The sequence below is a fragment of the Pseudomonas citronellolis genome, from assembly GCF_900112375.1.
GTDB classification, from domain to species: domain Bacteria; phylum Pseudomonadota; class Gammaproteobacteria; order Pseudomonadales; family Pseudomonadaceae; genus Pseudomonas; species Pseudomonas citronellolis.
Map to the genome: position 1 here is coordinate 18,569 of NZ_FOLS01000009.1, position 22,983 is coordinate 41,551.

The following is a 22,983-nucleotide window of genomic DNA, read 5'->3' on the forward strand; positions in this document are numbered from 1 at the left end:
ATCACGCCACCTGATGTTCTATGGTCAGGCCGATGGACAGTCCGGCGTGAACGGCGAGCACAACCAGGGCATCCAGGCTGAACTCACCCAACTGGCCGCGCTTGAGCAGGGTATAGCGCGGTGCAGTGATACCCAGACGTTTGGCGCGGCTGCGGTCCGTGCCATCCCAACTGGCCGCCTCCTTCTGGATCGCCTGCAGGAGGGTCGCGCGCAGGCGCAGCTTTTCCGCCTCGGCGGTGGTGTCTGCAATGGCATCGAAGACGCTGTTGAACGCTTGGGCCTCGATCATTTTCTTTCCCTCGATCAATCGCGCAGGCGGCTCCTGGCCAGGTCGATATCTGCCCGCCGATAAAGCCAGGCAAGCAAAGTTATCGGAATCGATAACGCGGCATAATTTTCCTCTCGACCAAAAGCGGAGTTTGGCGCCCAGCACCGCAGGGCGCAGGGAAGCACGGCCGTAGGAGCGGACTCCGTCCGCGATTCGGCGGATAACGCCGGCGGTCGGGGTTAAGAGCACCCTCTCCCCAGCCCTCTCCCGCAAGCGGGAGAGGGGGCTGTTCGTGCCACCGGGGCATCCGGCGTGGCCAGGGAAGCCAATCGCGGATGGAGTCTGCTCCTACGGGGAAACTCCGTGCCTCATTGCAGACTGTAGGAGCGGGCCCTGCCCGCGAATCGCGCGCAGGGCGCGCTCCTACAGGGGAATGACATCGGCGCGCGGGCTTTCCCCTCACCCCAGCCCTCTCCCGGAGGGAGAGGGAGCTAGGCCGTGCCGAGAGGAGGCCTGGTTTCAGCCGGCGATCCCTGTGCTAGCCGGCTAACGCCGAAACACCCATGTACTCCGAACGGTCCCCTCTCCTTCCGGGAGAGGGTTAGGGTGAGGGGGCCGCAGGCCTGCTCGCGATTTCGCGCGCAGGGCGCGCTCCTACAAGGGAATGGCGCGGGCGGGGCAGCGTAGGAGCGGATCTCATCCGCGAACCGCGCCGGTGGTTCCGGCTATCGCGGCCTCAGAACACCGGCGGCCGCCGGGTGATCAGCCCCTGGCGGGCGACGCGGGTCAGCTCGTGGACTAGCGGCTGTAGTTCCTCGGCGCGCGGCGACTGGATCACGGCGAAGTCGAAATGGTCGCGGGGGAAGCGGGCGATTTCCGCAAGGTCGGCGGCGAACTGGATGAGGAAGGTGCGCGAGCCCTGCCAGCGCTTCGGCCAGCCTTCGAGGTAGCGAACCAGGGTGGGCTGATGGTGGCCGCACAGGAGGATGCGCGGGTTGCGCCGCAGCAGGCCGGTGGTGATGGGGGCCAGGCGCACCTGGGGATTGGGACAGGTCATGGTGTCATGTCTCCGCCTCTGGGGTCCTGCTGGACGCGGCGAGAGGCACACCGAACCAGCGCTTTAGCGGTATTTCGATGCCCCTGAGGCATCAGCGCCCCGCAAGTTGCTACTTAAATCGGCGCTGTGCGGCATCCTAGAGAAGCCCCGGCGATACTGTCAAGGCGACTTCCGGCTGACGAGAGAGCCCCGATGAGCACCCCACCCCTGCGCCTGTTCTTCGCCCTGCCCTGCCCGGAGGAAATCCGCGCGCCCCTGGCCGCCTGGCGCGACGGCCTGGTCATCGACGGCCAGCCGGTGGCGGCGGCCAACCTGCACCTCACCCTGGCCTTCCTCGGCTCGGTGCCGCGCGCCCGCAAGGCCGAGTTGCTAGACCTGGGCGCGAGCCTGCCGCGCACGCCCTTCGAACTGCTGCTGGATCGCCTGGAACGCTGGCGCAACGGCATCCTGCACCTGGCGCCGACGACCATCCCGCCGGCGCTGCCCAGCCTGGTCCAGGCTCTGCAAGATGCCCTGCAGGTCAGCGGCTTCGAGATCGAGCGGCGGCCCTTCCGCCCGCACCTGACCCTGGCCCGTCACTGCCGCCATGCGCCCGATGCCGAGGCGCAATTCGCCTGGCCAGCCCGCGAACTGGTGCTGTACAGCTCGGAGAACGGCCCCCACGGCGTGCATTACCGGGCCATCGGCCGCTGGCCCCTGGACGGCGAACAGGCGCTCAGCGATTGAGCGCAGCCCATCCCTCGGCGTAATCGAGGAAGCGGCGCAGTCCCTGGGTCGGGTACTTGTCCACGTGCAGCGCGCGGAAGAAGGTGCGCCGCAGCGGCCCCAGGGGATTGTCCAGGGCGACCAGCTCGCCGCTGGCCAGCTCGTCGGCCACTACCCGCCGCGACAGGCAGCTGATGCCGGCCCCGCTGGCCACCAGGTGCTTGATCGCCTCGGCGTTGCTCACCTCCAGCGGCGCCGCCAGGCTGCCCAGGCGCGGCAGCACCTGCTGCTCGAAGGTCACCCGGGTGCCGGAGCCGGCCTCGCGGAGGATCCAGCGTGTCGCCGCCAACTGCTCGAAGGTCACCTGCGCCGCCCGCGCCAGCGGATGCTCGGGCGCCGCGACCAGCAACAGCTCATCCTCGATCCACGGCAACAATTGCACCTGCGGATGCTGGATGGGCGACTCGATGTAGGCCACGTCCAGGCGGAACTCGCAGAGCGCGGCCAGGATCTCGCGGCTGTTGGCCACCTGCAGTTGCAGGCGGCTGTCCGGCAGTTCGGCGAGAAACCCGGCCATCACCCGCGGCAGCAGGTAGCCACCGATGCTGCGGCTGGCGCCCAGGGCCAGCTGCACCGGCGCGTGCTGGAACAGCGTCTCCAGCTCGGCGCCCTGGGCCAGCAGGGCGCAGGCCCGGGGATACAGGGCGCGACCGTTGTCGTTGAGCGCCAGGCGCTTGCCGCTGCGGTCGAACAGGCGCGTCTGCAGGGTGCGCTCCAGTTCCTGCAGCGCCTGGCTGGCCGCCGATTGCGAAAGCGCGATGGCGGCCGCCGCCTGGGTCACGTTGCCGTGCTCGGCGATGGCGGTGAAGGTGGCCAGCTGGCGCAGGGTGATTCGCGGGGCCATATCGATAAAACCGTTTGATCCAATAAGAACAATCCGTTTTTACACTAAGCAGGCAGCGCACACCATGGCAGCACCTTACACAAGGAGCCCGTCATGCTTACCCGCCTGCGCCGCACGCCCTACCTGGTCCCCGGCGCCCTGCTCTGCCTGCTGATCGCCGGCGCCGCCAACCTGCTGGTGCGCATCCCCGCCATCAGCCATCTCGGCCTCGGCAGTCTGACCCTGGCCATCCTCCTCGGCCTGCTGCTGGGCAACCTCGGCCTGGCCCGTTTCGGCGGCCTGCGCCCCGGCGTCGAGCTGTCGCGCCAGCAGCTGCTGCGCCTGGGCGTGGTGCTCTACGGCCTGCGCCTGACCTTCCAGGACATCGCCGCCCTCGGCCCGGCGGCGCTGGTGATCGATGTGCTGATGGTCGCCAGCACCCTGCTGGTCGCCGGCTGGGTCGGCGTGCGCTGGCTCAAGCTGCCGCGCGAAAGCGCCCTGCTGATCGGCGCCGGCAGCGCCATCTGCGGCGCCGCCGCGGTCATGGCGAGCAGCCCGGTGCTGCGCGCCCGCGCCGAGCACACCGCCGTGGCGGTGGCCACCGTGGTGCTGTTCGGCACCCTGGCCATGCTTCTGCACCCGCTGCTGTTCGCCCACCTGCCGAACCTGTTCGGCAGCGCCAAGGCCTTCGGCATCTTCAGCGGCTCGACCATCCACGAGGTGGCCCAGGTGGTCGCCGCCGGCCGCGCCATGGACCCGGCCGCCGCCGACGCCGCGCTGATCAGCAAGATGCTCCGTGTCCTGCTGCTGGCCCCGGCGCTGCTCTGCCTGGGGCGCTTCGCCGCCAGCGACGAGGCAGCCGGCGAAGGCCGGCGCCGCCTGCACATCCCCGGCTTCGCCGTGGCCTTCCTGCTGGTCACCGGCCTGCGTTCGCTGGGCCTGGTGCCGCACGCCTGGCTGGCGCCGCTGCAACAGCTGGACGACGTGCTGCTGGGCATGGCCATGGCCGCCCTGGGCCTGGCCACCCGCCTCGGCGACCTGCGCCGCGAAGGCCCCAAACCGCTGCTGCTGGGCGCCGGGCTGTTCGCCTTCCTGCTGGTCGGCGGCGGCCTGATCAACAGCGGCGTGCAGCACCTGCTGGGCTGAAGCACAATGAAAATAAAAAAGGCGGATGCCGCTGGGCATCCGCCTTTTTCATGGCTGCGGGATCGCTCAGCTGGAGAGCTTGCGGTCCAGGGAGAAGGGACCGGCGCCGCTGATGAGCAGGGCCACACTGATCATGATCAGGGTGAAGGCGTATTCGAAGCCGTTGTTGGTGATGAAGAAGCCATTGGCGATGTGCACGCTGAACACGGCCACCAGCATGGCGACGATCAGCGGGATGCTGGCCAGGCGCACCAGCAGGCCGAGCACCAGGAACAGCCCGCCGAAGAACTCCGCGCTGCCCGCCAGGGTGGCCATCAGGTAGCCGGGGGTCACGCCGAGGGATTCCAGCCACTGGGCCATGCCCGACAGGCCCGGGCCGCCGAACAGGCCGAAGAGCTTCTGCGAGCCGTGGGCCATGAAGGTCAGGCCGGTGGTGATGCGCAGCACGGCCAGGCCGACGCCGGCGTTGGTGGACAGAATGGATTTGACGAGAGCGTTCATGGTGCGTCCTTGTGCAGAGGAAAGTGGGTGAGGCAACCGTCGTTGCGTGAGAAGCAATATAGATCATTCAATCGATATAAAAAGCGCAAAAACACGCTAAAACATATCGGAAAGACCGATTACTTCTGAACGGAAGCTACCCGCTGCCGGGACTCCAACCCATCGCGCTCCCGCTGATAGGCAAGATAGTACTTGTTGACGCTGCTGACGTAGTTCACCACGCCCATGCCCACTTCCTGGGCCGCCACGCGCTCCACCTGGAAGAACCAGCGGTCCGGGTTCAGGCCCTGGCGGCGGGCCTGGGCGCGCAGGCCCTGGACGCGCTCGGCGCCGACGTTGTAGGCGGCGAGGATGAAGCCCAGGCGCTCGTGCTCGTCCATGCGCGGGCTGTTGAAGTAGTCGCGGCGCAGCATGGCCAGGTACTTGCTGGCGGCCTGGACGTTGTTCTCCTTGCCCTCCACCGAACGCAGCCCGACGCTGCGCGCCGCCGCCGGGGTGACCTGCATCAGCCCGGTGGCGCCGGACGCGCCGCGGGCGCCGGGGGTGAGGTTGGATTCCTTGTAGGCCACCGCGGCCAGGGCCAGCCAGTCGAGGCGGTACTGCTCGGCGAAGCGCTGCAGGGTCGGGCGCACCGCTTCGAGCTTCTTGCGGTCGCCCTTCTCCAGCGGGTTGCGCACCTGGTAGGCGTGGCGGTACAGGCGCTGGAAGTTGCCATCCTGCTCCGCCGGGGCGTGGTAGTCCTTGAGGAAGCGATCGACGCTGGCGTGCAGCATGGAGGCGTCGCGGCGCACGTACCAGGTCATGTTCCGCCGGTTGTCGAGCACCAGGTGGCGGTCGATGCGGATCTTCTTGAACACCTTGGCCCAGCGCTCGGCGATCGGCTGTTCCACCACGGTGCAGGGATAGATGCCGGCCTGGACCATCTCCAGCACGTCTTCCACCGCCAGGGACGGGTCCACCCAGTCGATGCCGATGGGTGCCAGGCGGCGTTGCGCCAGGCGCTCGTTGACCTGCCCGATGGCTTCGCCGGCGGCGCTGCCGGGGGCCAGGGCGATGCGCTTGCCGGCCAGTTGCTCCAGGCGCGCATAGCGCTTGTTGCCCTGGCGCGAGACCAACACCAGCGGCACGTCCTGGCGCCACGGCAGGCTGGCGGCGACGTCCTGGCCGTCGCGGGCCACCAGCACCTCGCCGGGGGCGACCAGGTCGCCTTCGCCACGCAGCAGCGCGGCCAGCAACTGGTCCTTGGCCTTGGGAATGAACTTCAGGGTGAGCGGCTTGCGCCCGGGGGCGTTGTCGTTGAGGTATTGCTCGAAGGCGCGCAGACGGTTGTACTCGACGCCGATGGGCTCGCCCTTGATCTCGCCGGAGCTGTTGCGGCTCTGATTGACCAGCACGCGCAACACGCCGCTGCTGCGGATGCTGGCCAGGTCGCGGGTATCGGCGCTCTCGCGCTGCCAGTTGTCCGGCTGGCTGGTCAGGCGCGCGGCCGCCGGCTGCGGCAGCAGTGCCAGCAGGCAGAGGAAGAGCAGCAGCAATCGCGTCATCCAGGTCTCCAAGGATTGGTCATTCACCGGCGGTCCACTGAGAACCTGATTACGATCTGCTGCGCGTCGACATAACTGCGTTAAAAACAGGCGAGTAATGCTCATTTAGAAATCTAAACTGCGCTTCCTCGCCTGTTTTTGCCTTGTTCTGCTCTAGCTCGCGATATCGTAAACGAGGTCCTAAGAAAGCGGCGCCCTCCGCAAGTTCCCGGCCCCGAAAAAAGGGGCGCGAGCGTCTCACAAGCGGAGACTGATGCCAATCCAAAATTCCCGAAGCACTTTCACAAGTGCATTCAACAGGCTGTTTTTTAAGACTTTCTTAAGAAAACAGGGGATTCTGCTATGCTGCCCGCCCGAATCCACAGGGGTCTGAAGATGTTTGATCACGACCGCGACGGCGCCTGTTTTTGTGCGGGACTAGGCGCGAGGAGAGCGGTTTGGTCATTCCAAATAAACGACGAGCAACGACGTACCGCACAAAAACAGGCCCGTCCCTTCGGGTTGCGCGGCAAATGGCGCCATGCGTCGTTGCGGGACTTGGCAAGGGGGCACCATTCCCGGCGTCCCGCGCCTAACCTGGCGCCATTTGACGCAGCAACGCGGTTCGTGATCAAACATCTTCAGACCCCGGTGAACCATGCAACTGATCGACATTGGCGTCAACCTCACTCATCCGACTTTCGCCAACCGGTTGCCGGCGGTCATCGATCAGGCCATCGGCGCCGGCGTGGTGCAGATGGTGCTGACCGGCACCAGCCTCGACGAGAGCGAAGCCGCCCTGCGCCTGTGCCGCGAATACGACGAAGGCGGCCAGCGGCTGTTCTGCACCGCCGGTGTCCACCCGCACGATGCTTCGCAGTGGAACAGCGCCAGCGCCGCCACCCTGCGGGGCCTGCTGGCGGAGGACAGGGTACGCGCGGTCGGCGAGTGCGGCCTTGACTTCAATCGGGACTTCTCGCCGCGGCCGCAACAGGAAAAGGCCTTCGAGGAGCAGTTGGCCCTGGCCGTGGAGCTGCAGCGCCCGGTGTTCATCCACGAGCGCGACGCCGGCGAGCGCCTGCTGGCCATCCTCAAGGGCTTCCGCGACCAGTTGCCCGCCGCCGTGGTGCATTGTTTCACCGGCGAGCGGCGCACGCTCTACAACTATCTCGATCTCGACCTGCACATCGGCATCACCGGCTGGATCTGCGACGAACGCCGCGGCACCCACCTGCAGGAACTGGTGCGGGAGATCCCCCGCGGCCGCCTGATGCTTGAGAGCGACGCCCCCTACCTGCTGCCGCGCAGCCTGCGGCCAAAGCCGAAGCACGGGCAGAACGAGCCGGCCTTCCTCCCCGAGGTGTTGCGCGTCACCGCCCTGCATCGCGGCGAGACGGAAGACGACCTGGCGGCCCATACCACGGCCTGCGCCCGGCGCTTCTTCGGCCTGTCGGAAATTGCCGAACAAGGCTGACGAATACCCCTCAAGAATGTCCGGAAAGCGACGCTAACCTGGGAGGCGAAGCTGTCTTGACCCTCATCAAGACAGACTTCTTCTCTTCAACGAGAATGAAGGCCAAAAGCCATCATTCCCACTACAAGAAGCATCCCCATGGGCGCCTGGATCCGCGATATCTCTCTGAAGTACAAGTTCTGGGCCGTGAACGCGGTCGCCTTCTTCACCACCTTGCTGCTCGTGCTGTTCTCCATGCACCAGGAAGTGGACGCACGCAACCAGGCCGCCCGCCAGGGCGCCGAGGTCCAGGCCCGGCTGCTGCAGAACTGGCCGGCCGGCACGGCGCTGCCCAGCGCCGACAACCTGCTGAGCTTCGCCAGCGGCAGCGCCCCGCAACTGCCGGGCGTGGACACCGGCGCGCTGGCTCGCGGCAACGGCTGGGTCGACCTGGGCGGCGCCTCCAGCCGCCTCGGCCCGCTGGCCGGCGCCTGGGTGCGGGATGCCGGCGACGGCCAGCGCATCGCGGTGCTGGCCCCCGGGGCCGACCTCTGGCAGGTGTTCAGCGAGCGCGCCCTGGCTTACGCCGGCGCGGTGCTGGTGCTGATGATGGCCCTGCTGGCCGCCTCGCAGTTGCTGATCCGCTTCATCCTCACCCACCTGCTGAAGCTGCGCGATGTGATGCAGCACGTGGAGCGCAGCGGCGACCTTTCCGCCCGCGTGCCGCTGGACAGCCGCGACGAGGTGGGCCAGATGGCCACTGCCTTCAACGCCATGCAGGCCGGCTACCAGCGCGTGGTCGGCACCGTGGCCCAGGCCGCCGGGCGCCTCGACGAAGGCGCGCGCACCCTCGCCCAGAGCATGGGCCAGGTGCGCCAGGGCATGCTCGGCCAGCAGAGCGAGACCGACCAGGCCGCCACCGCGATCAACGAGATGTCCACCACCGTGCACCACATCGCCCAGCACGCCGCCGACACCCGCGACCAGTCGCAGGAAGCCGACCGCTTGGCCGGCGCCGGCCAGCAGGTGGTGGGCCGCGTCGGCCAGTCCATCGCCGGGCTGTCCCAGGGCGTGCAGCAGACCGCGCAGATGATCCAGCAACTGGCCGAAGACAGCCAGAAGATCAGCAGCGTGGTCAGCGTCATCCACGGCATCGCCGAGCAGACCAACCTGCTCGCCCTCAACGCCGCCATCGAGGCCGCCCGCGCCGGCGAGATGGGCCGCGGCTTCGCCGTGGTGGCCGACGAGGTGCGCAACCTGGCCAAGCGCGTGCAGGACTCCACCGACGAGATCACCCAGATGATCAACGCACTGCAGTCCGGCACCCGCGACGCCGTGGAATTCATGCAGGAAAGCTCGTTCAAGGCCGACGGCTGCGTCGAGCAGGCCCAGGAAGCCGGCGAGGCGCTGGCGGCCATCGCCGGGGCGGTGGCGCTGATGCGCGAGAGCAACACGCAGATCGCCGTGGCCGCCGAGCAGCAGAGCCAGGTGGCCGAGGAGATGACGCGCTCGGTGGTGGGTATCCGCGACGTCACCGAGCTGACCGTGCAGCAGACGGTGGATTCGGCCGGCACCAGCCACGAGCTGGCCGAGCTGGCCGGCGAGCTGAGCCGGGCGATCCGCCAGCTGCGCCTGTAGCCCCTCCGCCCTGCCACGCGGCCCGGCACTGTCCGGGCCGCGCCGTTTCCGGCTATCGAAGCCATAGGCGATAGTCATTCGCCGCCCACCCGCCGCGGACCTAGACTTTGTGCAAGCGTCCGTGAAAACGGGCAAGACCGGAAAAGGAGTCCGCCTATGGGCAAACGTCATCCCAACCTGTTCGCCTGGCAATGGCAGGGCTATGCCGCCAATCACCGCAACCCGACCAACCTGGCGTTGCACCTGGTGGCGGTGCCGCTGTTCGTGGTCGCCGCCCTGGTGCTGCTGGGCGGGCTGTTCAAGCTGAGCCTGGGGAGCATCCTGCTGGGCGTCATCGGCATGGTCGCGGCGCTGGCCATCCAGGGCCGCGGACACAAGCTGGAAGAGCAGCCCCCCGAGCCGTTCAGCGACCGCAAGGACGCCGTGAGCCGCCTGCTCGCCGAGCAGTTCGTCACCTTCCCGCGCTTCGTCCTCAGCGGCGCCTGGTGGCGCGCCTGGCGCAACCGCCGGCGCTGAGCCCTAGCCGAAGATGGTCGCGGTCTGCCGCGAGATCGCCAGCAGTTGGCCGTCCGCCGTCCAGCACTGGGCGGCGATGTGCCCGTAGCCGTCGCGGGCGTGTTCGATGGTCGCCAGGTACTGGCACCAGCCGTTGGCCGGCAGGGCCGGTTGCGGCTGGACGAATTCGATGGTCCAGGTCAGCGAGCTGGACGGCGCCGGCGTCTTGAGCATCGGCAGGGTCGCCGGCGGCCAGGCGTCGATCAGCGCCAGCAGGTGGCTGACCTCCATCGGCTCGTCGCCCACGCCATCGCCGCGGAAGCGCATCCAGCCACCCATCTCCCGTGAAGTGCTCGACGAAAAGGGCATGCCGCCCACAGCCCAGCGCATGGCGATGTGGCGGGTGAACTCGGGCATCAGCTTGCGGATGAAAGGCAGCTCCTGGCAGTCGTCCACCGCCTTGAAGGCCGGCGCCGGCAGGCCCTCGACCTGCACCACCGACTCGCGCGGCAGGCCGAAGCTGGCCTGGGCCAGGGTCAGCACCTGGCCGTTCTGCACGGCGCGGCAGAACACCTGGCTGACCGCCTTGCCCTCGCGCAGCACCTCGGCCTGGAAGCTCACCGGCACTTCCGGCTCCACCGGGCCGACGAAGGTGACGGCCAGCGAGCGCAATGGCCGCCCGGCCTCGGCGACGCCGGCCATCGCCTCGTAGGCCATGGCCGCCACCAGGCCGCCGAAGCTGGCGCGCCCCTGGCCCCACTGCGCCGGGATCACCACGCTCGTGGGTGCACTGCGCACCGCCTGGATGAGTTCGGGAAAGGTCATCGTCGCCTCCTGCTGAGTGGGTCAGGGGGCATCTTAGGGGGAAAGGCGGCGGGGCTGGCAACCATCCTTAGGGCTGAACGCGGGTCCACTCAAGGGGCGAATGTTCGTTCATACATGGGAGTAGGGTTGGTCGTGAACGGGGGTTGCCGGGGGCATAGATGCTGGGCTTAAGAACGCCCTCTCCCCAACCCTCGGCTGCGCGCCCCGCCCTGAAGGGAGAGGGGGCTGTCCGGTGCGGATGGGGAGTTCGGAGTCATCCTGGCGCGTAGGGCGTATAACCGTTCGTGGCTATACGCCGTCGGCCGTGCCACCGGGGCGTCCGGCGTGGTTGATGAACCAATCGCGGACGGAGTCCGCTCCTACGACCGTGCTTCCCTGAACCGAGCGGACTCCGTCCGCGATTATCCGTCGCTGAAAACGGCGGATGGCGCTCAGCCCAGCGCCTTGAGCAACCGCTCCAGGCTCTCGTCGGCATCCCGCTCGGCCAGGTCGTGCAGGGCGTTCCAGTGCGGCTGCAGGGGCATCAGGTCGAGTTCGCGCTCGCTGCGGATCAGCCACTGCTCGTAGTCGTGCCAGGTGCCCAGGGTGGACTGGGCCTCCTTCAGCGGCGCCAGCACCTTCTGCGGCAAGGGCGAATCCTTCGGGTAGGCCTCCAGGGCGTAGCGCACGCGCTTGATCAGCAGGCGCAGGCGATGGCGGTCGTGGGCCGGGTCCTTCAGGGCGATGCGCAGCTTGTGCCACTGCTTGGCCAGGCGCTTGCGCACCTGGGCGTGCAGGCCTTCGAGCACGCCGTGGCGTTCGGCGGTGCGCCAGAGCATCGGCCAGCCGTCGAGCAGGCGCATCAGCCGGTCCCACTGCGGGCTGGCGAGCAGCGCCAGGTAGCCGGAGGTCAGTGCCGGCCGGCGCAATGCGGCGGCCTTTTCCAGGCCTTCGGCTTCCAGCACCGGCAGCAGCACTTCGAGGTCGCGCAGCGGCCCGCTCAGGCGGCCCAGTTCGCTCAGCGCCGCCTCGATCTCGTCGATGCCGGGCATGCCCTGGGCCGGATGCAGCAGGCTGCGCAGGCGCCGCACGGCGATGCGCAGGTCGTGCAGCGCCTCGCTGTCGGAGCGCGCGCGCAGGCGCTCGGAGGCCGCGAACAAGGCCACCTCCTGCTCGATCACATGGGAAACCAGATAGTCGCTGAAGGATGACACGGCGAACTCCGTCCGTCGGGGCCTGGAATCTATGAGGTTAGCTGGCGGCGCATCGGCGGCAAGCCGCCGCCCGTGGCCGATGGTCGCATGGTATTTCAGCGGCCGCGCCGGGCCAGCCGCCAGGGCAGTTGCCGGCGCAGCCGCGCCAGGTGCTCGCGCAGTTCCTGCGGCGCGGAACCGGCGCCGGCGTAGCGCTGGCGTTCGAACGCCGCCAGGTAGGCCTGGATGCTCGCGGCCTGGGCCGGCAGCGCAGCCATCGCCCGCTCGGCGAACGCGCGCGGCCCTTCGCCGGCGTGGCGCTGCAGGCCCTGGCCGGCCAACAGTTGTTCGAAGCGCTCGAAGCTGCGCAGTTGCACATCCCGCGTCCGCCGCCAGGGCTTGAACAGCAGCAGCGCCAGCAGGCCCAGCGACAGCGCCCCGCCGCCCACCAGCAGCACGCCGGTCCAGAGGCTGTCGCGATCGCCGAACCAGGCCCGCAGCAGGCCCGCCTGCTGCTCACCCTGGTAGCCCAGCACCCAGCGCTGCCAGTCGTAGTTGAGGTTATCCCAGCTCAGGCGCAGTTGGCTGAGCAGGCCGAAACCGCCATAGCGCAGGCGGGCGAAGGGCGAGTCGGCGAGGAAGCTGCCCTCCTCCGCCAGCGCCGCCTGCAGGCCGCGCTCGATGCGCGAGGGGGCGACCTGGAAGGTCGGGTCGACGCTGCGCCAACCCGCGCCCGGCGACCAGTACTCGACCCAGGCGTGGGCGTCGAACTGGTGCACCAGCAGGTAGTCGCCGGCCGGGTTCAGCTCGCCGCCCTGGTAGCCGGTGACCACCCGCGCCGGGATGCCCGCCGCGCGCAGGACGAAGGTCATGGCCCCGGCGTAGTGCTCGCAGAAGCCGCGGCGGGTGTCGAACAGGAAGCCGTCGATGCGCTCCTCGCCGGTGGCCGGCGGACGCAGGGTGTAGGCGTAGGGCTGGTCGTGGAAGTGGCGCAGCACCGCCTGCACCAGCGCCTCCGGCTGCGGGTAACGCTCACGCAGCGCTGCGGCCCAGGCCCGCGCGCGCGGGTTGCCGCGGGCCGGCAGTTGCAGGTCGCGGCGCAGCGCCGTGGCGCTGCTGTCCGGTTCGCGCAGGGCCCGGGGCCAGGAACTGGCGCGGTACATCAGTACGTCCTGCACCGGGCGCCGCCGCTCCAGGCGGAAGTCGCTCATCATGCGCGCGTCGTCCGGGCCGCCCTCGGCAACGTCGAGGGTGAACAGCCAGGGCCGCGAGCTGGGCTGCATGATCACCTGGTAGCTCAGCGATGGCCCCTGCCTGCGCCAGTCCGGCGCCCGTTCGCTGCGCCCCTGCCAGGACTGCGTCCAGCGCTGGCCGTCGAAATTCTCCAGGGTCAGGGCACGCCAGTAGAGCTGCTCCTGGGGCGGCGCGGCGTCGTCGAACTTGACGCGGAAGGCCAGCTCGGTGGACTGGCTCAGCTCGACGAAGTCGCCGGGCATCATCGAGTCGCTGAGCCCGGTGGTGGCCTGGCCGCCGGGCAGCGGCAGCGACCACAGCGGGCCCAGCCGCGGGAACAGCAGGAACAGCAGGAGCATCAGCGGCAGCGCCTGCAGCAGCAGGCCGCCGGCCAGGCGCAGGGTGCGCCAGGGGCCCTCGGCGAAGCTGCTCTGCTGCAAACCGATCAGCGCCGCCAGCAGCGCGGTGACCGGCAGCAGGCTGAAGGCCGCGGCCAGCAGGCTGGCGTCGAACAGGTAGCTGGTGGCCACGGCGAAGAAGCCGAGCAGGATCAGCACCAGGGCGTCGCGCCGCGTCTTCAGCTCCACCAGCTTGATGACGAAGGCGGCGATCAGCAGCACCACGCCGGCGTCCAGGCCGATCAGCGAGCCGCGCGACAGCCACACGCCGATGCCGGCGGCGATCACCAGGGCCAGCTTGGCCAGGCCGTTGGGGTAGCGCGCGCGCATGCGGTAGACCTGCACGCGCCAGGCCGCACAGCCGAGCCAGAAGCCCACCACCCAGAACGGCAGGTGCTCCAGGTGCGGCAGTATCACCAGGGCCTGGGCCACCAGCAGCCAGGTCAGGGCGATGCGCGGGATCGGCTGCTGGCTCACGGCCGTACTCCGAACAGCGCCAGCTCGCGCAGGCAGGCGCCGCGATGGGCGTCGCCGCTGGCCAGCGGCAGCTGTACGCCGGGCAGGCGCAGGCCGAAGCTCTGGCCGCGCAGGGACAGCTGCAGCACCCAGTGGCAGAGGCAGGACAGGCGCGTCTCGACGTCGCCGCCGAGCAGCTCGAAGTCCAGCCAGAGGTCGCGCCCGCTGAGCGCGGCGAAGTCCTTCACCAGCAGGCCCTGGCCGCGGGAGTAGGCCTTCCAGTGCAGACGCCGGCGCGAGTCGCCGCTCTGGTAGGGGCGCAGGCCCTGGAAGTCGTCGGCGCCGCTGCCGCTGGCGCGCAGGCCTTCGTCGTGCTCGTCGGCGCGGCCGCCTTCCAGGGGCAGGTCGGCGGGCAGCGGACCCGGGTAGACCAGGCCGGCCTGGTCCAGGTCGAGCCAGCTCCAGGCCACCAGCAGGCCCAGGGGGAAGCGGCTCTCCACCCGCAGGCGGCCCGGGCGCAGCCAGCCGCGGCGCTCGGCCGGCAGCGTCAGCAGCAGTTCCTCGGCGCCATTGGCGCGCACGTCGGCGTACTGCAGCGCCTGTTCCGACCAGCCGAGGCCGATGGCCCGGCGTTCGCGGCCTTCGCCTTCCAGGCGCACGCGGAAGCAGACCTGCTCGCCGACGAACACCGGCAGCGCGCCCAGCGCGGTCAGGCGCAGGCCGCCGAGGTTACGGTAGGTGTGCAGGATGGCGACGATGAACAGCGACAGCAGCAGGAAGGTCAGGCCATAGGCCAGGCTGTTCTGGTAGTTGATGGCGGTGAGCAGCAGCAGGACCACGGCGACGCCGAAGGCCACGCCCTGCCCCGAGGGGATGATGAAGATGCGCCGCTGGTTCAGTTGCAGCGAGGGCGACGGCGGGATGCGCCGGGCGATCCAGCTCTGCCACAGCGGGCGGACCTTCACCAGCATGGCCGGGCTCCGTTCACAGCGCCGGGACTTCGCGCTGCAGCCACTGCACCAGGGCGCCGCCGCCGTGGCCAGAAGGGTCGGCCTGGTCGCGCAGGCGGTGCCCGGCCACCGACGGCAGCACCGCCTGGACGTCCTCGGGGATGGCGTAGTCGCGCCCGGCCAGCAGGGCCCAGGCGCGCGCCGCGGCAAGCAGCGCCAGGCTGCCGCGCGGCGACAGGCCGAGGGCGAAGGCCGGCTGGCTGCGGGTGGCCTCGGCCAGGCGCAGCACGTAGTCGACCAGGGCGTCGCTGACGTGGACCTTCGGCACCTCGGCCTGCAGCGCCGCCAGCTCGTCGGGGGTGAGGATCGGCTCCAGCCGCGGCAGCAGGTCGCGCCGCGCCTCGCCCAGCAGCAGGGCCTTCTCCGCCGCGCGCCCCGGGTAGCCCAGGGACAGGCGCATGAGGAAGCGGTCGAGCTGGGATTCGGGCAGAGCGAAGGTGCCGCCCTGAGTCACCGGGTTCTGCGTGGCGATCACGAAGAAGGGCTCGGGCAGCGGCCGGGTGGCGCCCTCAATGGTCACCTGGCCCTCTTCCATGGCCTCCAGCAGCGCGCTCTGCGCCTTGGGCGTGGCGCGGTTGATCTCGTCTGCCAGCACCAGCTCGGCGAAGATCGGCCCGGGGTGGAAGACGAACTGCCCGGTGTCCTTGTCGAACACCGAGGTGCCGAGCACGTCGCCGGGCAGCAGGTCGGAGGTGAACTGGATGCGCTGGAAACTCAGCCCCAGCACCCGCGCCAGGGCGTGGCTGAGGGTGGTCTTGCCCATCCCCGGCAGGTCTTCGATCAGCAGGTGCCCGCGGGCCAGCAGGCAGGTCATGGCCAGGCGCACCTGGACTTGCTTGCCCAGCAGGATCCGGTCCACCGCTTCCAGGCATTGCTCCAGCTTGCCGCGCATCCTCACCTCGTGCCATGCAGACGAAAAGTCCGATCCTACTGGCCCGCCGCGGCAGCGAACAGGCCGCTTGGCCACAAACTGTGACGGGGCCGGCTCAACTGGCCAGCAGCCGCTGCACCAGCCAGCGCGCCGCCGGGCCCAGGCTGCGCTGCCGCGACCAGACCACGTCGACCGCCACGCTGCGCGGCCAGCCGGGCACCTGCAGCGGGTGCAGGCGGCCGTTGGCGAAGCGCTGGTTCATCCAGGTCGGCAGCTCCACCCAGCCGAAGCCGAGCACCGCCATGTCCAGCAGCAGCAGGTAGGTCGGCGCCGACCAGAAGCGCCCGCCCAGGGGCGGCTCGGCGTCGTCGATGAAGGTGTTCAGGCGCAGGTTGCGGTGGCCCAGCAGGTCGCTGCGCTCGACCTTTTCCAGCTGCGCCAGCGGGTGCGCGCGGCTGACGAACAGGCCGAACTCGGCGCATTCGCCGAGGGTGGCCGAGCCGATGTCCGGCGGGTAGTTCGGCTGCGCGGCGAGCAGGCCGAGGGAAGCGCGGCCCTGGCCGACCAGGTCGATGACGTCGCCGTGCTCGGCGATCAGCCATTCGAACTCGATGTCCGGGAAGTGCCGGTCGATTTCCGCCAGGCGTGTCTCGAAGGGTTCGGACTGGTAGGTGTCGGACATCGCCAGGGTCAACCGCGGCTCCATCCCCGCCGAGAGCTGCCCGGCCAGTTGGCCGAGGCGGTCGTTGGCCATCAGCACTTCCTCGACGCGGCCGAGCAGGGCCTTGCCGGCCTCGGTCAGTTTCGGCTGGCGCGCGCTGCGGTCGAACAGCTCCAGGCCCAGGTCGATCTCCAGGCGGGCGATGGCCTCGCTGACGGTGGACTGGCTCTTGCCCAGCTTGCGCGCGGCGGCGCTGAAGGAACCCAGGCAGGCGGCCTCGGCGAAGGCCTGGAGGGATTCGGGGGAATATTGCATGGGGGCCTCGTCCATCGGTTTTGCCGATGCTAGCCAACTTCGAAACAACCCTTCAACCGATGAGAATAGCCGCCAGCTGGCCCGGTGGGGCCCCTCTTTATCTGGAGAAAACCCATGAGCATGCAAAAGACGCTGAAGGAAAGGCTGTTCCACGCCCTGCTCTTCGAATTCATCGCCCTGGCCATCTGCGCCCCGACCCTGGCCTGGCTGATGGACCAGCCGCTGGGCCACATGGGCGCTCTGACGCTGATGTTCTCGCTGATCGCCACGCTGTGGAACATGGTCTACAACACCCTGTTCGACCGCGCCCAGCGGCGCCTGCAGTTCGCCCGCACCCTGCCGGTGCGCGTGCTGCACGCCTCGCTGTTCGAGCTGGGCCTGATCTTCATGCTGGTGCCGCTGGCGGCCTGGTGGCTGGGTATCGGTCTGGTGGAGGCGTTTGTGCTGGATATCGGGCTGATTCTGTTTTTCCTGCCGTACACCATTGCCTTCAACTGGGGGTATGACGCGCTGCGGGCGCGGTGGGTGGAGCGGCCGCGGGAGGTTTTGGTGCGTTGAGGGGGGGGCTTGGCACTTGTAGGAGCGAGCTTGCTCGCGAATGGGGGTTGCCGGGGGCTGTGGTGTTGGGCTTAAGAGCGCCCTCTCCCCAACCCTCTCCCGCAAGCGGGAGAGGGGGCTGTCCTGAGTGGCTTGTTGGTCCGGCGTCATCCTCCCAACCCCGTCACTCCCGCGAACGCGGGACGCGGCTCCATCGCGAACAGCGCTTGCGCTGGCCCGAAGGGGAATAACCCAGAGACTTCTTGTTTGGGTGTGTTTGCGCCGCTTCGGCGTGCTCGGATGTTTCTTGTTTCGCCCCCTCGGGCGAGTCCCTTTTGTCAAACGGTGGAAGGCCACCCCCGCAAAAAGGAACCAAAAAGGCTTGCCCCACATACGGGCCCGACGGAGTCGGGCTACCCTCACGAATTCCCCCGCCACGGAGGCCCGAACTAGGCGCCCCCCCCCGAGGGTACGTCCCTGTAGCCCGCGGGGCTCTCGCGACATCCATGTCGCATGACCTCCTGAGCGCCGGTTTCGCTCGGCCTTCTGAAGGGGCGTTCCGGTGCGCTCGGAGGTTTCTCTGGAAGTCAGAATCGCGGACGGAGTCCGCTCCTACGGTTCCAGGAAGCTCGGCTTTTCGTAGGATGGGTTCAGGGAAGCACGGACGTAGGAGCGGACTCCGTCCGCGATTGGTTCATCAACCACGCCGGACACCCCGGTGGCACGAACAGCCCCTCATTCAAGCCAGGGAAGCGACTATCGCCGCCAGCGCCGCGGCCGGGTCGGCGGCCTGGCTGATCGGGCGGCCGATCACCAGGTAGTCGGAGCCGGCGTCCAGGGCCTGGCGCGGGGTGAGGATGCGGCGCTGGTCGTCCTGGGCGCTGCCGGCCGGGCGGATGCCCGGGGTGACCAGTTGCAGGGCCGGGTGCGCGGCTTTCAAGGCCGGGGCTTCCTGGGCCGAGCAGACCAGGCCGTCCATTCCCGCCTTTTCTGCCAAGGCAGCCAGGCGCAGCACCTGCTCCTGGGGCTCGACGTCCAGGCCGATGCCGGCCAGGTCCTCGCGCTCCATGCTGGTCAGCACGGTCACGCCGATCAGCAGCGGTTTCGGGCCATCGAAGGCGTCGAGGGTCTCGCGGCAGGCCGCCATCATGCGCAGGCCGCCGGAGCAGTGCACGTTGACCATCCACACGCCCATCTCGGCGGCGGCGCGCACGGCCATCGCGGTGGTGTTGGGGATGTCGTGGAATTTCAGGTCGAGGAACACCTCGAAGCCACGGCCGTTCAGCGTCTCGACGATACCCGCGGCGCAACTGGTGAAGAGTTCCTTGCCCACCTTCACCCGGCACAGTTTCGGGTCGAGCTGGTCGGCCAGCGCCAGGGCGGCCTCGCGGGTGGGGAAATCCAGGGCGACGATGATCGGGGTCTGGCAGACGGACATGGGCTCTCTCGCGGGGGGATTCTGAAAAACGCCGCGCATTGTCGCAGAAAGCGCCGCCGCCGGCAGCTTCCGGCGACGCGTTGCCCGTCCTATACGCTCAGGCGCTCGCGCAGGCGGCCGAGCATGCCCAGCAGGCTGCCGACCTTCTCCCGCTCGCGCTCCTCGCGCGGCGCCTCGGCCAGGCGCGCCACCTGCGGCTGCGGTTGCGCGCGCCACAGCTGGGCCTGTTCGGCGGCGGCCTTCAGGCCCTTTTCGAAGAGGCCGCGGCGGATCGGCTTGGGCAGGTAGCGGAAGATCTGCGCCTGGTTGATCAGCGCCAGCAGGTCCTGGGTGTCGCGGAACGGCGTCACCACCAGGCTGAGCAGGCGCGGGTGGGCCTGGGCCAGGGACTTGAGCAGCGGCGCGGTGTCCTCGCCGGCGAGCTTCAGGTCGCTGACCAGGATGTCGATGGGCTCGGCGTTCAGCCGCAGCAGCGCCTCGGCCAGGTTGCGCGCGCGGTGCAACTGGTGGTTGCCGGCGGCGCAGAAGTCGCCGACGCAGGCCAGGGTGTCGGCGTCGTCGTCCAGCAGCAATACGTTGAGCGGCGCGGCCAGCCGGCTGATGGCCTGCAGGTCGGGCGCGGCGGCCTGGCGCCCGGCGATCTCCGCCGCCTGGCGCAGGGTGAAGGCCATTTCCTGCGGGTCCCAGGGCTTGGTCAGGTAGCGGAAGATGCCGCCGTTGTTCAGCGCTTCCACCGCCGCGTCCAGGTCGGAATAGCCGGTGAGCAGGATGCGCAGGCAGTCCGGGGCGATCTCGCGGGCCCGGGCCAGCAGCTCGGCGCCGCTCATCTGCGGCATGCGCTGGTCGCTGACGAGGATCTGCACCGGCTCGCTGCGCAGGCGCTCCAGGGCGCGCCGCGGGTCGGACTCGGTGAGCACCTCGTAGTGCCGGCGGAACTGCATCGCCAGGCTGCGCAGGATGCGCTCCTCGTCGTCGACGAAGAGGATGCGGGTCAGGCCGGTGGGCTGGGCCTGGCCGGACTGCGGCAGGGCCTTGAGCGGCTGGGTCATGTCAGGCACTCCGTTTCAGGTCGCTGGCCTGCGCGCGCGGCAGGCGGATGAGGAATCGCGTGCCGCGCCCCGGCTCGGAGGCGACGCGGATGCTGCCGCCGTGGTCCTGGACGATCTTGTAGCTGATCGACAGGCCCAGGCCGGTGCCCTGGCCCGGCGGCTTGGTGGTGAAGAAGGGGTCGAAGATGCGCGCCAGCACCTCGGCGGGCATGCCCTTGCCGTTGTCCTGCACCGAGACGTACACCGCCACCTCGTCGGCCCAGGTCTTGACGTGGATGTGGCCGTAGCCGTCCATGGCCTGGGCGGCGTTGGTGAACAGGTTGAGCAGCACCTGGTTGATCTGCGAGGGCGCGCAGGCGATGGGCGGCAGCTCGCCGAGCTGGCGGATGATCTCGGCCTTGTCCTTGATGCTGTTGCGGGCGATCAGCAGCGCGCTCTTCACGCACTCGTTGAGGTCCACCTCCTCGCTCATGGCGCGGTCCAGGCGGGCGAAGTCCTTGAGCCCGCCGACCAGCTCGCCGATCTGCGCCAGGCCGTAGGTGGTGTCGCCGAACAGCTGGTCGAGGTCGCCCAGCAGTTGCTCCAGGGGCGCCTCCGCACGGGCCTGCCCAGCGGTTTGCAGGGCGCGGGCCAGGCGCGCCTCGTCGCAGGCCGCGTCGTTCAGGCAGTCCGCCAGCTCGGCCTGGCTCTCGGCCAGCTGCAGCAGCGGCAGGAGCTGCTCGCGGATCAGTTCGAGGTTGTTGCGCACGTAGCCCAGCGGGGTGTTCAGCTCGTGGGCGACGCCGGCGACCATCTGCCCCAGGGAAGCCATCTTCTCCGACTGCACCAGCTGCGCCTGGGATTCCCGCAGGTCGACCAGGGCCTTGCGCAGCACGCGGTTGCGCTGGGCGATGCGCGCCTCCATGGCCTTGAGCAGGTCGAGCACGGTGCCCAGGCCCAGGTAGGCGCCTTCGCCGTCGACCAGGATGAAGTCCTCGGTGATCGGGTACTTCAGTTGCGCGGTGACCTGCTGCGCCGCCTGTTCCAGGCTCCACTCGATGTCCACCCGCAGCGGGCTTGCGTTCATCATCTCGCTGACCGGGCGGCGGCCCCAGAGGTCGCGGCCGAAGCGCTGCATGAAGATGTCCTGCAGCATGTAGCGGCTGATCAGACCCAGCGGGCGGCCCTGCCCATCCACCACCGGCAGCGAGAGGAAGGCGCGGTGCTCGGCGGTGAGCAGGCGGTCGGCGACGTCGCTGAGGCTCATCTGCGCCTGCAGCGGTTCCACGGCGCGCAGGAGTGCGTGCAGGGCGCTGGTGGTCATCGGCGGACTCCGCTGGCTGAAATGCCCGCCAGTCAATCAGGTCCAGATTGCCATCATGTGACAGCGGTCGCGCGCCACGCATCCTTCACGGGAAGGTCATACGCCGGCAACAAGCCTGCGTCCGAAAACCGCCACGCACTGACAAGCCGGGCGCGCGGGTTTATGGTGAAAGCTCGCATCCCAAGGAGAACGCCATGCCCTGGTACGCCTGGTTGATCATCGTCCTCGCCCTGGGCTCCATCCTCGGCGGCCTGTTGTTGCTGCGCGACAGCGCCCGCAAGCTGCCGCTGACCGAGGAGCAGCTCAAGCGCATCCATCAGCGCAACGCCGAAATGGACGCCCAGGACGCCCGCGACGACAAGCGTTGAGCGCCGCCGGCCGCCCCGGCGCCCGAGGTCATTTCCCTCATTCACCGCCGCAGGCATGGATCAGGCTGGGCGAATTGCCTAGACTGCGGCCGGTGGATGGAGGACACGATGCTCAGGAAGCTACTCCCGCTGCTGCCAGGGTTGCTCCTGCTCGGCGGTTTCGCCCTCGGATTCGTCCAACCCCTGGGGCTCTTGATAGGCGCACTCTTCGTCGCCTGGACACTCTACGGCGAACAACGCCTGCCCTGGCTGCTCTGGTGGCCGGTGTGCCTGCTGGCGAGCTTCGCCCTGGCCGCGCACCTGCTGCCCGGCACCCAGTCGTGGACGCTCTGGCCGCCGCGGCAGCTCTCCGCCGACGCCCCGGCCTACGCGCTGCGCCTGTCCTGGGACAAGGCGCTGGCCGGCGTCACCCTGCTCGCCTGGTGGCTGCGCCGGCCGCCGCTGGCGGGGGCCTCGCCGGACTATGCCGGCATCACCGTGGTCGCCACCCTGTTCGCCGTGCCGCTGCTGGCCACCGCCCTGGGCCTGGTGGTGTGGCGGCCGAAATGGCCCGACGGACTGTGGATCTGGCTATTGGTGAATTTCGCGGTGATCGCCCTGACCGAGGAACTGATCTTCCGCGGCCTGCTGCAGACCTCGCTGGTGGAGCGCCTGGGCGCCCCCGCCGGGATCATTGTCAGCAGCCTGCTGTTCGGCCTGGCGCACCTGCCCTTCAGCGGCCAGTTCGCCGTGGTGGCCGGCATCGCCGGGCTCGGCTACGGCCTGGCGCTGCACTTCAGCGGGCGCATGCTGGTGCCCATCCTGCTGCACGGGGTGGTCAACAGCGTGCACCTGCTGCTGCTGAGCTACCCGCTGCACCTGGGCCTGGGCTGATCAGGCGGCCTTGTAGACCAGCAGCAGGGCCTGCTCGGCCAGGTCGTCGAGGGTCATGCTGCCGTCCTGGCGGAACCAGGTCATGGTCCAGGACAGCGCGCCGGTGAGGAAACGCCGCAGGATGAACGGGTCGCCCTCGCAGTAGCCGGCGGCGCGCGCCTCGCCGAGCACGTCCAGCCACATCTGCTCGTAGATGTCGCGCAGGCCGAGGATGTAGGCCTGGCCCTCCAGCGACAGCGAGCGCCACTCGTAGACCAGCACCGCCATGGCCTCGCCGGTGCCGCCCATGATCGATTGCAGCTCGCAGCGGATCAGCGCCAGCAGGCGCTCGCGCAAATCCTCGGCGTCGGCCAGGGCGGCGCGCATCAGCGCGGTGTTGTAGAGGATGGTCTCCTCCATCACCGAGCGCAGGATTTCGTCCTTGCTCTTGAAGTGGTGGAAGATGCTGCCGGACTGGATGCCCACGGCGCCGGCCAGGTCGCGCACCGTGGTGCGTTCGTAGCCCTTGGCGCGGAACAGGTGGGCAGCGGTCTGCAGCAGCTTGCCGCGGGCGCTCTCCGGGTCGGTGACCTGCCCGTTCGCCACCAGCTCCAGCATCACTTCGCGCGCTTTCTGGTCATCCACGCTCTGCTCTCCCCTCGTCCGCCATCCGGCCGCCACTGTTCAGGGCGATTCCATGATCGCCACGCAAGTACTTGTGCATACAGGTGAAATGTATGCCTGCGGCGGCAACCAAGCAAGCGCTTGGCCATCACTTGGTTGGGTTGTCTGGCGCTTATGCCCTCTTTTCAACCAAGCGCTTGCT

General features: G+C 69.1%; 23 protein-coding genes. 8 read left to right on the forward strand and 15 right to left on the reverse strand.

The window, feature by feature from the left end:
- Nucleotide 1 precedes the first annotated feature (1 nt).
- Both BM060_RS10305 and BM060_RS10310 read right to left on the reverse strand, forming a co-directional pair.
- Nucleotides 2–289 (reverse strand): helix-turn-helix domain-containing protein, encoded by a 288-nt coding sequence (locus BM060_RS10305; protein WP_074979744.1) that lies wholly within the window; start codon nucleotides 287–289, stop codon nucleotides 2–4.
- 715 nt (nucleotides 290–1,004) lie between these two features.
- Nucleotides 1,005–1,325: a hypothetical protein gene (locus BM060_RS10310; RefSeq protein ID WP_009621564.1), complete on the reverse strand. Its 321-nt coding sequence runs from the start codon at nucleotides 1,323–1,325 to the stop codon at nucleotides 1,005–1,007.
- A 192-nt stretch (nucleotides 1,326–1,517) separates the two neighbouring features.
- On the opposite strand from BM060_RS10310, the gene thpR reads away from it, so the two are divergent.
- Nucleotides 1,518–2,051 (forward strand): RNA 2',3'-cyclic phosphodiesterase, encoded by a 534-nt coding sequence (thpR, locus tag BM060_RS10315; protein ID WP_074979746.1) that lies wholly within the window; start codon nucleotides 1,518–1,520, stop codon nucleotides 2,049–2,051.
- Here thpR and BM060_RS10320 read toward each other — a convergent pair.
- Nucleotides 2,041–2,934, reverse strand: a complete 894-nt coding sequence (locus BM060_RS10320) for a LysR family transcriptional regulator (protein ID WP_074979748.1) — start codon at nucleotides 2,932–2,934, stop codon at nucleotides 2,041–2,043. The genes thpR and BM060_RS10320 overlap by 11 nt on opposite strands.
- Before the next feature lie 93 nt (nucleotides 2,935–3,027).
- Here BM060_RS10320 and BM060_RS10325 point away from each other — a divergent pair, with 93 nt between their 5' ends.
- Nucleotides 3,028–4,059, forward strand: coding sequence for a YeiH family protein (locus BM060_RS10325; protein WP_074979750.1), 1,032 nt, complete (start codon nucleotides 3,028–3,030; stop codon nucleotides 4,057–4,059).
- Between the two features lie 66 nt (nucleotides 4,060–4,125).
- Here BM060_RS10325 and BM060_RS10330 read toward each other — a convergent pair whose 3' ends face one another.
- Together BM060_RS10330 and BM060_RS10335 are read right to left on the reverse strand one after the other, a co-directional pair.
- Nucleotides 4,126–4,560 carry a DoxX family protein gene (locus BM060_RS10330; protein ID WP_009621557.1) on the reverse strand — a complete coding sequence of 145 codons (435 nt, stop codon included), beginning with the start codon at nucleotides 4,558–4,560 and terminating at the stop codon, nucleotides 4,126–4,128.
- A gap of 119 nt (nucleotides 4,561–4,679) precedes the next feature.
- A complete protein-coding gene (locus BM060_RS10335) occupies nucleotides 4,680–6,104 on the reverse strand; it encodes an MltF family protein (protein WP_074979752.1) in 1,425 nt (474 codons plus the stop codon).
- A 637-nt stretch (nucleotides 6,105–6,741) separates the two neighbouring features.
- Here BM060_RS10335 and BM060_RS10340 point away from each other — a divergent pair.
- From BM060_RS10340 to BM060_RS10350, 3 genes are all read left to right on the forward strand, one after another.
- Nucleotides 6,742–7,557, forward strand: a complete 816-nt coding sequence (locus BM060_RS10340) for a TatD family hydrolase (RefSeq protein WP_074979754.1) — start codon at nucleotides 6,742–6,744, stop codon at nucleotides 7,555–7,557.
- A gap of 138 nt (nucleotides 7,558–7,695) precedes the next feature.
- Entirely contained in the window at nucleotides 7,696–9,174 is a 1,479-nt protein-coding gene (locus tag BM060_RS10345; RefSeq protein ID WP_074979756.1) for a methyl-accepting chemotaxis protein, read from the forward strand.
- Between the two features lie 156 nt (nucleotides 9,175–9,330).
- Nucleotides 9,331–9,690: an Mpo1-like protein gene (locus tag BM060_RS10350; protein ID WP_074979758.1), complete on the forward strand. Its 360-nt coding sequence runs from the start codon at nucleotides 9,331–9,333 to the stop codon at nucleotides 9,688–9,690.
- Nucleotides 9,691–9,693: 3 nt separating this feature from the next.
- Here BM060_RS10350 and BM060_RS10355 read toward each other — a convergent pair whose 3' ends face one another.
- The 6 genes from BM060_RS10355 to BM060_RS10380 form a co-directional block, all read right to left on the reverse strand.
- The gene (locus BM060_RS10355) at nucleotides 9,694–10,494 is read right to left on the reverse strand and encodes an acyl-CoA thioesterase (protein ID WP_074979760.1); all 801 of its coding nucleotides are present in this window, start codon (nucleotides 10,492–10,494) and stop codon (nucleotides 9,694–9,696) included.
- A gap of 431 nt (nucleotides 10,495–10,925) precedes the next feature.
- Nucleotides 10,926–11,687: a CHAD domain-containing protein gene (locus BM060_RS10360; RefSeq protein WP_074979762.1), complete on the reverse strand. Its 762-nt coding sequence runs from the start codon at nucleotides 11,685–11,687 to the stop codon at nucleotides 10,926–10,928.
- 95 nt (nucleotides 11,688–11,782) lie between these two features.
- Nucleotides 11,783–13,774, reverse strand: coding sequence for a transglutaminase TgpA family protein (locus tag BM060_RS10365; protein ID WP_074979764.1), 1,992 nt, complete (start codon nucleotides 13,772–13,774; stop codon nucleotides 11,783–11,785).
- Entirely contained in the window at nucleotides 13,771–14,724 is a 954-nt protein-coding gene (locus BM060_RS10370) for a DUF58 domain-containing protein (protein ID WP_074979766.1), read from the reverse strand. The genes BM060_RS10365 and BM060_RS10370 overlap by 4 nt, the downstream gene beginning before the upstream one ends.
- Nucleotides 14,725–14,737: 13 nt before the next feature.
- Complete coding sequence (locus tag BM060_RS10375; protein ID WP_009621537.1) at nucleotides 14,738–15,655, reverse strand: AAA family ATPase; 918 nt, start codon at nucleotides 15,653–15,655, stop codon at nucleotides 14,738–14,740.
- A 94-nt stretch (nucleotides 15,656–15,749) separates the two neighbouring features.
- The gene (locus BM060_RS10380; RefSeq protein ID WP_074979768.1) at nucleotides 15,750–16,610 is read right to left on the reverse strand and encodes a LysR family transcriptional regulator; all 861 of its coding nucleotides are present in this window, start codon (nucleotides 16,608–16,610) and stop codon (nucleotides 15,750–15,752) included.
- A 114-nt stretch (nucleotides 16,611–16,724) separates the two neighbouring features.
- Here BM060_RS10380 and BM060_RS10385 point away from each other — a divergent pair, with 114 nt between their 5' ends.
- The gene (locus BM060_RS10385; RefSeq protein ID WP_074979770.1) at nucleotides 16,725–17,168 is read left to right on the forward strand and encodes a multidrug/biocide efflux PACE transporter; all 444 of its coding nucleotides are present in this window, start codon (nucleotides 16,725–16,727) and stop codon (nucleotides 17,166–17,168) included.
- 718 nt (nucleotides 17,169–17,886) lie between these two features.
- On the opposite strand, the gene pyrF is transcribed toward BM060_RS10385, so the two are convergent.
- The 3 genes from pyrF to BM060_RS10400 all read right to left on the reverse strand — a co-directional run bounded on the left by pyrF (nucleotide 17,887) and on the right by BM060_RS10400 (nucleotide 20,937).
- Nucleotides 17,887–18,585, reverse strand: a complete 699-nt coding sequence (pyrF, locus tag BM060_RS10390) for an orotidine-5'-phosphate decarboxylase (protein ID WP_074979772.1) — start codon at nucleotides 18,583–18,585, stop codon at nucleotides 17,887–17,889.
- Nucleotides 18,586–18,674: 89 nt separating this feature from the next.
- A complete protein-coding gene (locus BM060_RS10395; protein WP_074979774.1) occupies nucleotides 18,675–19,634 on the reverse strand; it encodes a response regulator in 960 nt (319 codons plus the stop codon).
- 1 nt (nucleotide 19,635) lies between these two features.
- A complete protein-coding gene (locus BM060_RS10400; protein ID WP_074979777.1) occupies nucleotides 19,636–20,937 on the reverse strand; it encodes a sensor histidine kinase in 1,302 nt (433 codons plus the stop codon).
- A 194-nt stretch (nucleotides 20,938–21,131) separates the two neighbouring features.
- Here BM060_RS10400 and BM060_RS10405 point away from each other — a divergent pair, with 194 nt between their 5' ends.
- Both BM060_RS10405 and BM060_RS10410 read left to right on the forward strand, forming a co-directional pair.
- Entirely contained in the window at nucleotides 21,132–21,305 is a 174-nt protein-coding gene (locus BM060_RS10405) for a DUF2897 family protein (protein ID WP_074979780.1), read from the forward strand.
- A 108-nt stretch (nucleotides 21,306–21,413) separates the two neighbouring features.
- Nucleotides 21,414–22,178 carry a CPBP family intramembrane glutamic endopeptidase gene (locus BM060_RS10410; RefSeq protein ID WP_009621524.1) on the forward strand — a complete coding sequence of 255 codons (765 nt, stop codon included), beginning with the start codon at nucleotides 21,414–21,416 and terminating at the stop codon, nucleotides 22,176–22,178.
- Here BM060_RS10410 and BM060_RS10415 read toward each other — a convergent pair whose 3' ends face one another.
- Nucleotides 22,179–22,802, reverse strand: coding sequence for a TetR/AcrR family transcriptional regulator (locus BM060_RS10415; RefSeq protein WP_210147037.1), 624 nt, complete (start codon nucleotides 22,800–22,802; stop codon nucleotides 22,179–22,181).
- Nucleotides 22,803–22,983: the final 181 nt, after the last annotated feature.